Annotated in this window: 12 protein-coding genes, 1 pseudogene and 1 riboswitch; of the genes and pseudogenes, 6 read left to right on the top strand and 7 right to left on the bottom strand. The window is 37.3% G+C overall.

Annotated elements, in window-relative coordinates:
* Window positions 1–239 precede the first annotated feature (239 nt).
* Window positions 240–1,157 carry a Nif3-like dinuclear metal center hexameric protein gene (locus QRE67_RS22375; RefSeq protein WP_286122380.1) on the bottom strand — a complete coding sequence of 306 codons (918 nt, stop codon included), beginning with the start codon at window positions 1,155–1,157 and terminating at the stop codon, window positions 240–242.
* Window positions 1,158–1,286: 129 nt separating this feature from the next.
* On the opposite strand from QRE67_RS22375, the gene QRE67_RS22370 reads away from it, so the two are divergent.
* Together QRE67_RS22370 and QRE67_RS22365 are read left to right on the top strand one after the other, a co-directional pair.
* Window positions 1,287–1,610, top strand: a complete 324-nt coding sequence (locus tag QRE67_RS22370) for an iron-sulfur cluster biosynthesis family protein (RefSeq protein ID WP_286122379.1) — start codon at window positions 1,287–1,289, stop codon at window positions 1,608–1,610.
* Window positions 1,611–2,074: 464 nt separating this feature from the next.
* The gene (locus QRE67_RS22365; protein WP_286122378.1) at window positions 2,075–2,980 is read left to right on the top strand and encodes a DMT family transporter; all 906 of its coding nucleotides are present in this window, start codon (window positions 2,075–2,077) and stop codon (window positions 2,978–2,980) included.
* A 28-nt stretch (window positions 2,981–3,008) separates the two neighbouring features.
* Here the strand turns inward: QRE67_RS22365 and QRE67_RS22360 are convergent, their stop codons facing one another.
* Entirely contained in the window at window positions 3,009–3,230 is a 222-nt protein-coding gene (locus tag QRE67_RS22360) for a hypothetical protein (RefSeq protein ID WP_286125358.1), read from the bottom strand.
* 449 nt (window positions 3,231–3,679) lie between these two features.
* On the opposite strand from QRE67_RS22360, the gene QRE67_RS22355 reads away from it, so the two are divergent.
* Window positions 3,680–4,060 (top strand): ATP synthase subunit I, encoded by a 381-nt coding sequence (locus tag QRE67_RS22355; RefSeq protein WP_286122377.1) that lies wholly within the window; start codon window positions 3,680–3,682, stop codon window positions 4,058–4,060.
* A gap of 290 nt (window positions 4,061–4,350) precedes the next feature.
* On the opposite strand, the gene pckA is transcribed toward QRE67_RS22355, so the two are convergent.
* Window positions 4,351–5,937 carry a phosphoenolpyruvate carboxykinase (ATP) gene (gene pckA, locus QRE67_RS22350; RefSeq protein WP_286122376.1) on the bottom strand — a complete coding sequence of 529 codons (1,587 nt, stop codon included), beginning with the start codon at window positions 5,935–5,937 and terminating at the stop codon, window positions 4,351–4,353.
* Between the two features lie 230 nt (window positions 5,938–6,167).
* Window positions 6,168–6,289: riboswitch (SAM riboswitch) on the top strand.
* Window positions 6,290–6,456: 167 nt separating this feature from the next.
* On the opposite strand from pckA, the gene metK reads away from it, so the two are divergent.
* A complete protein-coding gene (gene metK, locus QRE67_RS22345) occupies window positions 6,457–7,656 on the top strand; it encodes a methionine adenosyltransferase (protein WP_286122375.1) in 1,200 nt (399 codons plus the stop codon).
* Window positions 7,657–7,728: 72 nt separating this feature from the next.
* Here the strand turns inward: metK and QRE67_RS22340 are convergent, their stop codons facing one another.
* Window positions 7,729–9,072, bottom strand: a complete 1,344-nt coding sequence (locus QRE67_RS22340) for a VWA domain-containing protein (protein WP_286122374.1) — start codon at window positions 9,070–9,072, stop codon at window positions 7,729–7,731.
* Between the two features lie 558 nt (window positions 9,073–9,630).
* Here QRE67_RS22340 and QRE67_RS22335 point away from each other — a divergent pair.
* Together QRE67_RS22335 and mobA are read left to right on the top strand one after the other, a co-directional pair.
* Entirely contained in the window at window positions 9,631–10,140 is a 510-nt protein-coding gene (locus QRE67_RS22335; protein WP_286122373.1) for a MogA/MoaB family molybdenum cofactor biosynthesis protein, read from the top strand.
* Entirely contained in the window at window positions 10,137–10,730 is a 594-nt protein-coding gene (gene mobA, locus QRE67_RS22330) for a molybdenum cofactor guanylyltransferase (protein ID WP_286122372.1), read from the top strand. Before QRE67_RS22335 ends, mobA begins: the two co-directional genes overlap by 4 nt.
* A 9-nt stretch (window positions 10,731–10,739) precedes the next feature.
* Here the strand turns inward: mobA and QRE67_RS22325 are convergent.
* From QRE67_RS22325 to QRE67_RS22315, 3 genes and pseudogenes are all read right to left on the bottom strand, one after another.
* Window positions 10,740–11,883: pseudogene (locus tag QRE67_RS22325) on the bottom strand (glycosyltransferase family 4 protein).
* Window positions 11,884–11,933: 50 nt separating this feature from the next.
* The gene (locus QRE67_RS22320; protein ID WP_286122371.1) at window positions 11,934–12,476 is read right to left on the bottom strand and encodes a phosphatase PAP2 family protein; all 543 of its coding nucleotides are present in this window, start codon (window positions 12,474–12,476) and stop codon (window positions 11,934–11,936) included.
* Window positions 12,477–13,020: 544 nt separating this feature from the next.
* Entirely contained in the window at window positions 13,021–13,533 is a 513-nt protein-coding gene (locus QRE67_RS22315) for a gamma carbonic anhydrase (protein WP_286122370.1), read from the bottom strand.
* Between the last annotated feature and the right edge of the window lie 12 nt (window positions 13,534–13,545).

Below are 13,545 nucleotides of genomic sequence, written 5' to 3'. Positions count from 1 at the left end.
GAGACGCGGTATACTTCTTTTCCAATGTAAGATGAATCTTTTACAGAAGATATTCCTGATTGTAATGCTTCGGTTGTAACTTTAGCATTTTTCCAGTCACCAACTACTTCTTCTTTATGATGTTCAGCTAATTGATCCCATACGGCTTTCTTTATTTTGTCATCTGGATTATTTGTACATGCGCTTAACAGAAAACACGCAACAGCTATGATACTGAATAAGAATATTCGGATACGTATTTAATACCACCATTTTTTCTGCGGTAGTAAAACAATGTCTGCATTGAAATTTTGTATAAACCAGTCTCGCATCAATGTTTTCTTCACTAAGTATTCGGAAGCGGAATGTGAAACACCAATGAGTGACATGTTCGTTTGTGTGACATAATCTTCAATTAATGAATATTTATATTGTCCATATTCGTTATCAATATGGCAATGAATTTCTCCTGTGATATATGCTTGCGCCCCTTTTGTTTCTGCTTCTTTTAGTAGATCAACTTTATCACCACATCCAGCAATAATGGCAACTTTCGTAATTGCTTCGTGTCTTTTTCCTTCAAAGTCTATATATGGAATCTCAAACATTTCTTGTAGGTGCTGCTCAAGAACACTCGTTGTTGTTTCAGAGATTTCGCAAATTAGTCCAACTGGTTCATCCGTTCCGTCGTAGCAAAATCCATCTACTACATGTGCTTGCAGTGCTTTGGCAATAGCGATGCTTGTTCCGTAAGTTTGATGGTGGTCCATAGGAACGTGACATGTGTATACAGATAGTTCTTTTTCCTTGATAGCCTGTAAGTAGCGAGGAGGGATGGAGACAAAGCCTCTACCTGATTTTCCAAGTGGATCACCGCATTCCATAACAAGTGGATGATGCATAAACAATAGATCTCCTGGCTGAGCCTGCGTGATAAACTTTTCAAGGACATCATCTGTTGGGAATACTGCTAAAAAGATGGTATTTACTGTTTCGGCACCTTTCATCATTAGACCGTTAAAATAAGTAATAAAATCAGTTTCGAAGAATTGTTGCCAAGGGAACTTAATTGAATCATATACAGCAGGAATAAAGCGGCTGAAGGCAGTGTCCTTTCCGTACTTTCTAATTTGAAATAAATCATCTAATGCGTGTTGTACTTCTTGTAAAGCTGACATTGTACATCCTCCTTTATGACATATATTGTATATTAGTCTTAATTTTCTGTATACAATAAGCGGATAGAATTCACAAAAAGGATGGTACAATATAAGAAGTGCTATGTAATGACGTAGGAGGAATAATATATGAATGTTACCGTAACAGATGCAGCATATAAAAAAATTGTGGATACGATTCCAAGTGATGCAAACTATATTAAATTATTTTACGATATAGAAGGATGCGGCTGTGTAATGTGTGGGATTATTGACTTAGTTGCTGTATCAGAAAAAGATGAGCGTGATGTGGATATTGCATCAAACAAGTTCCAGTTTATTGCGGATCGAACGAAGCTTGTTTTCATGGATGATAACTTGACTGTTGATTTGCATAAATCAGGGGGGCATTTTCAATTAAAAAGCCCGAGTCAATTTTATAATCCGAACATGAAACTTCATATTAGAGTGTAATTAATTTAGAAGGAGCGAATTGTGCGCTCCTTTTTCTTATGAAACTTTGTTATATAAATACAAATTAAAAAACCGACATAAAGTGAAACTTTAATCAGTGGGGGTTTTCTTCATCCCCCACTGATTATTAGTTGAACCAATCGGGCTTTTACGGGCAGTTTATCCCCCACCTAACTTCTTTGCTTTCTGCAGAAATTTGAGGTGGGGGTATTACTGTCCGTTAATGCGGGATAAACCCCTTCTTTTTAGGTGGGAGAGAGCATCCGGCCATGCATAGAAGCGGTCAGATCCTTTTCCTGCCCCATGCCAAGAGAAAACAAAGAGCGAAAACGAGTGCAGGTCACCTTTTGTTATCCATAGCCGCGGCTTATATGTCAAAAAATCAAAATGGATTTATATAGTTAATAAAATGTACACTAGATTGAATCTTCTGTATAATTTTCTTTGCAGAGGGGGGATTATACATGAGACGATGGGGGATTGAATTATTACTATTAAGTGTTGTCATCATTTGGGGTGTGAATTATACGATTGGGAAATATGGACTCGAGGAGTTTACGGCGGTTGAGTTTACCGCACTCCGTATGGTTTCAGCAGCACCGCTATTATTATTGCTTACATTGTATATTGAAAAATCATTGTACATGGAGCGAAGAGACATACCAAGGCTCATTGTTGTTAGTATTGTTGGCATAATACTGTATCAAACATTATTCATGGAAACTATCAAATATACTTCCGCTACGAACGCTTCGTTACTCATTTCTATTTCACCTATTTTTACAACGATGTTTGCAATTTTTTTGAAACAAGAGAAGTTTTCCTCGCGAAAGTTAGTTGGTTCTGTTATAGCTTGCACTGGTGCGGCACTGGTTTTATTAGCAGGACATTCACTTGCCGGGTCTTTTTACGGAAATGGAATTGGGCTTATTACATCTATTTGCTGGGGAATGTACCCAGTGTTGGCAGCGCCGCTGATAAAAAAATATTCGGCACTGCGCGTTACTGCATGGTCAGCTGTTGTTGGGGCGATTCCGCTCGTTATACTGAGCGGGTGGCATATTGTTTGGTTGCCGTTTAGGGTTGAACATGGAATTACATGGTTCGCGCTATTATACTCTATTTTTTTTGTAACGGTATTTGGGCTAGTCATGTGGTATGTAGGGATTCAAAAAATCGGTGCGTCTCATACGATGGTGTATATGTATATTACACCGCTTGTGGCGGTTGTATTTGCGGCTGGATGGGCAAAAGAGCAAATATCATTGCAGCAAATCATTGGCGGATGTATTATTTTTCTCGGATTATGGTTTGTGAAGTCTGAAAAGTTGGAAGAACAGCCAGTTATACAAGGAAATATATCAAAATAGGAAAACAGATCAGAAATGATCTGCTTTCCTATTTTTTTATTTTAGGTAATAAAATTAGAAACAAAATAGAGGTAATAAACGGAATTAAGTTGAGAAAAGGTAAGCGGAAAAATGCGATGAGTATAATACCAGTAAGAAGAACACCGAGAACTGCATAGAAAATGCTATGGTTTTTTGTGTACCAATATAAAGTTAATCCAATAAGTGCCGGAATGAGAAAATGAATGAGAGCCATTAAAAGGTAAATCATCATACGCCCCCTTCTATTTTTGTACTTACTACATAATATCCATGTTTTTGTAGATTGATATCATTTTTTTTTATAAATCTAGAAAAATGTTTGCAAAAGCGTCACAAAATCCCCTGCCACTATATAGAAAATCTTGTATAATATTATTTTAAAAAAATATTTTAACACTATAAAAACTATGTTTATAGTGTTTTGAATGTATATAAATCCATTTTAATTTTTCGGCATATAGCCGCGGCTATGGATAACAAAAGGTGACCTGCACTCGTTTTCTCTCTTTGTTTTCACTTGGCATGGGGCAGGAAAAGGATCTGACCGCTTCTATGCATGGCCGGATGCTCTCTCTCACCTAAAAAGAAGGGTTTTATGTCGGTTTTTTAATTTGTATTTATATAACAGATAAAGTCTGATGATATGTAAATATGATGATAGTTGTAAAGGAGAACACCATGATTAGTATGTCATTACGAGCATTTAAGGTACAAATGTACTATTTACTAGGTGCGATGTTATTAGGATGGGCAATGACCCCTTTTTCCGCACATTTTTTAGGTGTAGGAATCGGTTTACTTGTTAGTATGTATTGTGTATGGATTTTAGGAAGACGGATTGAAAAGCTTGGAGACAGTATTGTAAAAAAGAGCAAAGCGCCATCGTTAGGTATGATTAATCGACTTGCTGCAGCAATACTAGGTGCTGTTATTATGTATGAAATTGAACACCATATGGTCATGTGGGCATTTGCTGTTGGGATTATGGGTGGTTATTTTTTAATCGTGATTAACTTAGGATATTACAGTATGAAAGATGAGAATAAAGTGAAACTTTGATCAGTGGGAGACATTCCCGAATGATCATTAGCCCTCACTAATCGGGCTTTTACGGACAGTTTATCCCACCTAACTTCGTTATTTCTTGCAGAATTTTAAGGTGGAGGTATTACTACCTGTTAATGGGGGATAAATAAAAAGAAGAGGCTTACGAAAAACTCGTAAGCCTCTTTTTATCTAAGTGTGTGTAATTGCAAAGCCGCATGGGTTTTGTCGGTGAGTACGCGGACTTTACAATAACAGCATACTTATTCATATGAGTAAGGGTTATTTCAACAGTAAAATTCAAATTAAGCGATTGGGCCACCAAGTTTTATGATATTTTCAGAAACGGTATCAAACTTCTTGAAGTTTTCTTTGAATTTACCTGCAAGCTCATTTGCTTTTGCGTTGTAAGCAGCTTTATCAGCCCATGTTTGTTCAGGCATTAATACTTCATCAGGTACACCAGGAACATGAAGCGGCACTTCAAGACCGAAGATGTCATGTTTAGCTGTTTCAGCGTTATCAAGTTCTCCGTTTAATGCAGCTTGCACCATTGCACGAGTATAGCCTAAGTTCATACGTTTACCAACGCCATATTCGCCGCCAGTCCATCCTGTGTTAACTAAGAACACTTTTGCATCATGTTTCTCAATTTTTTCACCAAGCATCTCTGCGTAGCGAGATGCATCAAGCGGTAAGAATGGAGAACCGAAGCAAGTTGAGAATGTAGCTTGCGGAGATGTAACACCGCGTTCTGTTCCAGCAAGTTTACTAGTGTAACCGCTTAAGAAATGATACATAGCTTGCTCTTTATTTAGTTTACTGATTGGAGGTAATACACCAGATGCATCAGCAGTTAAGAAAATAATTGTATTTGGATGTCCTGCAACACTTGGCACTACGATATTATCAATCGCATGAATTGGGTATGCAGCACGTGTATTTTCTGTTAACGCTGTGTCATTGTAATCTGCTATGCGTGTTTGGTCATCAATTACAACGTTTTCTAATACAGATCCAAATGTAATGGCATTAAAGATTTGTGGTTCTTTCTCTTCAGAAAGGTTGATACATTTTGCGTAGCAACCGCCTTCAATGTTAAATACGCCGTTATCAGACCAGCCGTGCTCATCGTCACCAATTAATTTACGGTTTGGATCAGCAGATAATGTTGTTTTACCTGTTCCAGATAAACCGAAGAATAATGCTACGTCACCTTCTTCACCTACGTTTGAAGAACAGTGCATAGAAAGAATATCTTGTTCTGGAAGTAAGAAGTTCATAATAGAGAAGATTGATTTTTTCATTTCTCCAGCATACTCAGTACCACCGATTAATACGATACGTTTTTCAAAAGACACCATAATAAATGCTTCAGAATTTGTACCATCAATTTCTGGATCTGCTTTAAAGTTAGGTGCAGAGACAATTGTAAATTGTGCTTCATGATTTTTTGCCTCTTCTTCAGTTGGGCGAATGAATAATTGATGTACGAATAAATTATGCCATGCGTATTCGTTAACAACTTGAATTGGAAGACGATAGTTATGGTCAGCACCAGCGAATCCTTTAAATACGAATAATTCTTCTTTTTCTTTTAAGTATTCCAACACTTTCGTATATAATTTATTAAAATGTTCTTCAGAAATCGGTTGATTTACAGGTCCCCAAGCAATTTTATCCGCAACCGATGTTTCTTTCACAATGAATTTATCTTTAGGAGAACGTCCTGTATATTTTCCTGTTGAAGCAGAAACTGCACCAGTAGAAGTTAATTTTCCTTCATTTCTCATTAGTACTTTTTCCACTAATTGTGGAACGCTTAATTGAACCTGTGCATTGCTTCCGTTCAGTAATTCATGTAATCCAATTTGGACATTCACAGTACTCATAGTTACATACCATCCTTTTTAATTTAATGAATTATTTCTCGTAATCCCCATCAAGAGTATAACACAATCATATAAATAATGTATACTATTTATTTGTTTTTGTTTGTGCGAATGTATTATTTCTTTTCTAGATATTTCATTCGACAAAAAATGTGAAAAACTTGTAGGAATATGTGAATATTAATTGACAAATAAATATCATTTCTTTAGTATAGGTTGGGACGGATACTCTCTTATCCCGAGCTGGCGGAGGGACAGGCCCGATGAAGCCCAGCAACCTCACTTGTACGGTAAAGACAAGTGAATAGGTGCTAAAACCTGTGCGAGGCTTATTGGTCTCGAACGATAAGAGCAAAGGGCAAAAAGCAGTATGCAAGTAGCAAATTAAACCTTTCCTCTATTATAAATAGGAAAGGTTTTTCTTTATACTTGTGGGAGAATATATGAATGTCGCAGTTTGTGGCAAATTAAGGATGAGTTCCGTACAATATATACAATTACTGTAGGGAGGTTTACCACATGACAAAAAAACGTCATCTGTTCACATCTGAGTCTGTAACTGAAGGACATCCAGATAAAATTTGTGACCAAATTTCTGATTCAATTTTAGACGCGATCTTAGCAAAAGACGCAAATGCACGTGTAGCTTGTGAAACAACAGTAACAACTGGTTTAGTATTGGTAGCGGGGGAAATTACAACTTCTACTTATGTAGATATTCCAAAAATCGTTCGCGAAACAATTCAAGGCATCGGCTATACGCGTGCAAAATACGGATTCGATGCAGAAACTTGTGCAGTTTTAACAGCTATCGATGAGCAATCTGCTGATATCGCAATGGGTGTTGACAAAGCGTTAGAAGCGCGTGAAGGTCAAATGACTGATGAAGAGATTGAAGCAATTGGTGCGGGTGACCAAGGTTTAATGTTTGGTTTCGCATGTAATGAAACAAAAGAATTAATGCCACTTCCAATCTCACTTGCTCACAAATTAGCTCGTCGTTTAACGGAAGTTCGTAAAGATGAAACATTAGAATATTTACGTCCAGACGGTAAAACGCAAGTTACAGTTGAGTATGATGAAAATGGTAAACCAGTACGTATCGATACAATTGTAATTTCTACACAGCATCATCCAGAAGTTACATGGGAACAAATCGATAGCGATTTAAAAGAGCACGTAATCAAATCTGTAGTACCAGCAGAATTAATGGATGAAGAAACGAAATTCTTCATTAACCCAACTGGCCGTTTTGTAATCGGTGGACCACAAGGGGATGCTGGTTTAACAGGACGTAAAATTATCGTTGATACTTATGGTGGATATGCTCGTCACGGCGGCGGTGCATTCTCTGGTAAAGATGCAACAAAGGTTGACCGTTCTGCAGCATACGCAGCTCGTTATGTTGCGAAAAACATCGTAGCAGCGGGTCTTGCTGAAAAAGCAGAAGTACAACTTGCATACGCAATCGGCGTAGCGCAACCGGTATCAATTTCAGTTGATACATTCGGCACTGGTAAAGTATCTGAAGATGTATTAGTAGAACTAGTACGTAGCAACTTCGATCTTCGCCCAGCTGGTATCATCAAAATGTTAGACTTACGTCGCCCAATTTACAAACAAACAGCAGCTTACGGCCACTTCGGACGTACTGATGTAGACCTTTCATGGGAACGTACAGACAAAGCAGCAACTTTAAAAGAGCAAGCTAGTCTATAATATAAGAAGAAAGAAGCTTTGCGTGAAGGCGCAAAGCTTCTTTTGAATTAATTTCCGTTTTTCTTATCAATGTTATTTCTTATTTCCTTCGTTTGTAATTTCACTCCATTTATTAATTCCATTGTTAACAGATTCGCTCCAAAGCTTACTTCCATTATGGACTGCATAGCCAAAAGTCTTACTGCCGCGATCAATAATCATATTGTATGTACCGCGAATCGGATGATCAGGAGATTTTCCAATTTCATCTTTTACATATTGTTGTGCTTGCTTTAAGTGTTCTTTTTCTGTTTGAGAGAGCTCTTTTATTGCTTCTTTCGTATCAGTTACTAATTTCTTCTTTTGTTCTTTTTTCTCTAGTGCTTCTTTTTGTCCTTGTTCTTTCCATTGTCGCCAATGAGTTTGTAATTCTTCATATTGTGCGCGGAGATAATCATTTAACGCACGTTCATCGTCAACTGATGTAAATTCACCTTTTCCCGCACTTGCAACTTCTTTTAATTGTTTTCTTCCCTCATCATCTACATCGAATCCAATAATATTTACAACTGTTTCTATATTTGGTTGGTTATTCAGGTCTTTAGCAGCTTGAACAGGATTTCCATTGCAAGTTTCAATTCCATCACTTACAACATAGACGATAGCCTCAGGGGTGTCTTGGGGAATATCTTTTTTCGTTTCTTGTAATGCGCTGGCAATAGGTGTCCATCCAGTTGGTTTTACGCCGTTAAGAGCGTTTTTAAGTGCTATTTCATCATGTCTCGCACTACGATATATTTCTTCTGTTGCGCCACAAGATAACGCCTTATCTTTTTCTTCATTACTTCCTTTATGTCCATATACTCGTAAAGAAACAGAAGCATTTTTCGGAAGCTGGGCGGAGAATTGTTCAATTGCTTCTTTTGCAGCATCCATCTTTGTTTTTTCTCCCACTTTTCCAGCCATACTTCCGCTCGTATCTAGTAAAATAGAAAAGTGGATTTTTTTCTCTTCAGGCAATGTAATTTCATTGCTTGGTTTTTCATTGTTTACTTCTACAGATGTATTAAAGTTAACGAAAATTGGAATATATGGACGGTAATCTTCAGCTAAAAGACTTAACATGCGATTATAGTATTCTTCTGATGTTAAATCTTTTGGAAGTTTATCGAGTTCCTCTTTTACCTTTGCCTCATCATAGTTTTTTCCAGCATATTTTCCGGGTGGTTTCATCAGCATTTTCTCTATGTCAGTTAGTTCGCGGTTCAATTTTACTTGTTGTTCTTCATTTGGTTTTGTTTTTTCTTCTTTCTTTTCTTTTTTTGCATCTATTGTATTTGTTGTCTCGCTATTTTTCTTTGTATTTGTTTCAGTAGAATGGCTGCAGGCTGTTGTGAGAAGAAAAAAAGTAGCAATAATGATTCCAAATTTCTTCATATGGATCCTCCTAATGAAAATTTTAAAAAGTATTTTCCATTGGTTAGTATGAAGAGAAATATATTGAATTTCTGTTGGATTGTACTAGTCTTTTTCTCTAATTTTCGAACAAATAACGTGCAGTATACTTCTCCATCTAGCTCAATATATTTTTTCATATTCGTCATCCCACTTGCAGGAAATGGCATATGAACTCATGCTTTTTCATATGTTTCCAAATTCAATCAACTAAAAATGCCAGTGCTAGGGGAATTGCTGTACGAGTCAAATAAGAGCGAGTGAAGCCGTCCGGCATTGATACGTATAATTTTAGAAAGTTGATATCATCTATAGAAGGGAATTAGGATTATAAGAAAAGGAATCCGTGGGACATGTTGTTTCAATAAAGTAAAGTTCGAAGTGCAGATAAACCCCTTTTTATGGGTATATATACTTATATTGTATCATGATGCTTTGGTCATGCAATAGAGAATTGTATGTGATGTATCTCATATTTGTTAGAGTGTCTATACGATATGATAAAATCATGAGTAGTTTATTAAGAAGGGGAGAATACGAATGAGTGTCACAGAACATAAAAAACAAGCACCTAAAGAGGTTCGTTGCAAAATCATTACAATTTCTGATACACGAACAGAAGAAACGGATAAGAGTGGTAAGTTATTACACGAGTTATTAATGGAGGCTGGTCATGAAGTGACAGCTTATGAAATTGTAAAAGATGATAAAGAAAGCATTAGGCAAGCTGTATTATCTGGCTATCATCAAGAAGATGTCGATGTTGTATTAACAAACGGCGGAACAGGTATTACAAAGCGTGATGTAACGATTGAGGCAGTTGGAGCACTCTTAGATAAGGAAATCGTCGGGTTTGGTGAGTTGTTTCGCATGATTAGTTATTTAGAAGATATCGGAAGCGCAGCAATGTTAAGCAGAGCAATTGGCGGAACGATTGGGCGAAAAGTTGTTTTTTCTATGCCAGGTTCAACAGGAGCGGTTCGTCTTGCGATGAGCAAATTAATCTTGCCAGAGCTGGGGCATATTACATTTGAGTTGAACCGTCAATGAAACGTATTGCAGGGATCATTTTAGCGGGAGGTCAATCTCGGCGTTTTGGAGAACCGAAAGCATTGGCAGTTTGGCAAGGTCAAACATTTATAGAGCATATTGCTACGGTGATGCAATCAGTCGTGCAAAATTTGGTGATTATTAGTCATGCTGATACGAAAGAGCAAATCACTACTTTAGTTCATGCACAAGTAGTAGAAGATATTCCTCTATATAAAGGAAACGGTCCACTTGCAGGAATTATAACAGGAATGGAGTGTGTGGAGGCAGAGTGGTACATTATTACTCCGTGTGATACGCCGAATGTTTCAAAAGAGTGGGCAATGGCGTTAGTAGCACGAATGAGTGAAGAATGTGAGGCGATTGTTCCCATTATAGATGGAAGAAAACAACCGCTTTTAGCTGCGTATCATCACCAGGTAAAGGACAAATTGTATGCATTGTTGAACGAAGAAAAAAGAAGTATGGGGCAACTTTTATCACAATGTAACGTACAGTATGTGATGGAGGAAGAGTTGCATTTGCCAAAAGAGTTGTTTTTTAATGTAAATACAAAAGAAGAATATGCTCGATTACAAAATAAAAGGTAAAGTCAATCATTATGCAAGTAATTCTGTTTTATTTTGTTGAAGGGTGTCTTCATATTGCATGATTAAGTCATTAAAAATCTCATCCCAGCTTTTTGCTACAGCATAGGATTTAGCCGCTATCTGCATTTCTGTACGCATTTCTTTGTTATCTAGCAATGTATAAACAGATGATAAAAATGAATCTGGATTTTTAGGTTCACAGAGGAAACCAGTTTTTCCTTCTGTAATAATATTTTTAACACCGCCCGCATTTGCACCAATAACAGGGGTACCGCATGCGAGTGATTCGAGCACAACATTGCCGAATGTTTCTGTTGCAGAGGGAAAGACCATCATATCAGAGCAAGCATATGCCTCTGCTAACTGCTCTCCTTGTAAATATCCAGTAAACGTTACTGCACTTGGTACTGCTTCACGCAATTCTTCCGCAAGAGGGCCATCTCCTGCAATGAGCCAATGAATATCATTTTCTCTCTCCTTTATTGTTGTTTGAATGAGTGTACGAAGTGTATTGATATCTTTTTCCGGTGCGATGCGACCGACGTAGGAAAGAATATAGGGTGCGGTAATATTATATTTTTTTCGAAATGCTTCTTTATTGTACCCTGGATGGAATAGGGAGCAATCAACACCGCGGCTCCATATATGTAAATTGTGAAATCCCCTTTGTTTTAATTGCTGCAATGTTTCATGAGATGGGGACGAAGTTTTTTTGCATGGTACTATGAAACCACTTTAAATAGTTCCATAACATATTGGAAAACAATTCGATTTTATAATATTGTAAGTACGCATCGAAGTCGGTGTGATAGGAACCGACAAGAGGGATGTTTAATTTTTTTGCGTAATACATGCCGTACAGTCCCATATTAAAAGGAGTGGCAACATGAATAATATCAGGCTGAAAATGGAGAAGTTCCCGCTTGATGCGTGGGGTTGGAAAAGCGAAGCGACATTCTGGATAGAGTACTTTTAGTGGAATACTTTTCATTTTATTCACATTGGCTACAAAATCATCTTCTGCTGTATGTCGCGGTGCAAATACGGAATAGGCGATGTTTTGTTTTTGTAAAAAATGAGTCAAGCGATCGAGTGTTTTTGCAACACCATTAACTTGTGGTGTAAATGTATCGGTAAATATGGCGAGTCTCATCAAATCTCTCCTTTACAAAGCTCTGATAGAAATATTCTCAGAGCTTTTCATTATATAAAAAGCGGAATGAATTGATAAAAAGAAATAATGCCAGCAAATGTGCCTAAACACATACCTACAAATACATCTGATGGATAATGAAGCCCAAGATAAATGCGGGAAACGCCCACACTAATTGCTAATGGAAGTAGAAAAACAAACAAATTTGGATCGTAACAAATGAAAGGAACGATAAATGAAAAAATAGCTGTTGTGTGACCGGATGGAAAAGAATGATCCGTTAATGGATGTAATGGATATTTTGCATCTTGAATTGTTAAATAAGGACGTTTACGCGGGTACCATCTTTTTAAAATTTGTACCGGAATATGACTGAGTGCTAATGCAATTGCACTTGCAATTGCAGCACCATGCAAAGAGCCTCTTGAAAATAAAAGAAAACATAAAGCGAGCGAGATGGAAAAACGAGCCCCGCCGATATGTGTAATGGTACGAAAAAAGACGTTTAATGCTTTTTGCTCAAAGTAACGATTAATTCCCTTGAAAATGTAACATTCTATTTTATATAAGGAGCTGACGGATTTTACCTTCACGAAATCTCTCCTCCTCGTTTATATATATATTGAAATCTTATCTTTTATTTTAATAAGATTTTATTGAGGGGATAATAAGATTTTGTAAAGAAAAGGTAGAGTTTTCAAAGAAAAAAGCTGCCGATATGATGGCAGCGATAGATTATCCAGCTATGCGTGGACAGTAAGATTCCCACCCGAGGATTCAGAGAAATCAAAGAAGATATATAAATACAAATTAAAAAATCGATATAAAGCCCTTCTTTTTAGGTGGGAGAGAGCATCCGGCCATGCATAGAAGCGGTCAGATCCTATTCCTGCCCAGACATAGTGAAAACAAAGAGAGAAAACGAGTGCAGGTCACCTTTTGTTATCTATAGCCGCAGCTTATATGTCGAAAAATCAAAATGGATTTATCCCGCATTAACGGGCAGTAAGACCCCCACCTTAAGATTCAGAGAAGAACGAGGAAGATAGGTGGGGGATAACTGCCCGTAAAAGCCCGATTGGTTCAACTAACCATCAGTGGAGGATGAAGAAAACCCACACTGATGGAAGTTTCACTTTATTTTTGCAGTGATTTATAATATTGTCCTTTTTCTACATATTGGCGACGGATGCGCGCCATATCTTTCCGGTCTTCGTCTGTTAATTCACGAATCACTTTCGCTGGTCGGCCGAATGCCAGTGTATTGGGCGGGATTTTCTTTCCTTGTGAAACTAAGCTACCAGCACCAATAAAAGCACCTTCACCAACTTCAGCGCCATCTAAAATAATGGACCCCATCCCGATTAAAGCATCTTTTTTTAGTGTACAGCTATGTAAAATGACTTGATGTCCAACTGTCACATCATCTTCTAAAATAAGAGGATAGAGCGGACTTTGATGAAGCGTACATTGATCTTGTACATTGACCCGGTCGCCAATTATCGTTTTGGAAACATCACCACGAATGACCGTATTAAACCAAATACTTGATTCTTCGCCAATTGTCACATCGCCTGTAATAGTAACGTAGTCAGCGATAAAAGTACTATTAGCAATTTTCGGATTTTTATCTTTGTAAGGATATATCATATAAAGCCTTCC

This window comes from Bacillus sp. DX3.1 (assembly GCF_030292155.1).
Taxonomy (GTDB): Bacteria; Bacillota; Bacilli; order Bacillales; family Bacillaceae_G; genus Bacillus_A.
The sequence above is the reverse complement of the archived record's forward strand: the minus strand, read 5'-3'. Positions and strand labels throughout refer to the sequence as shown.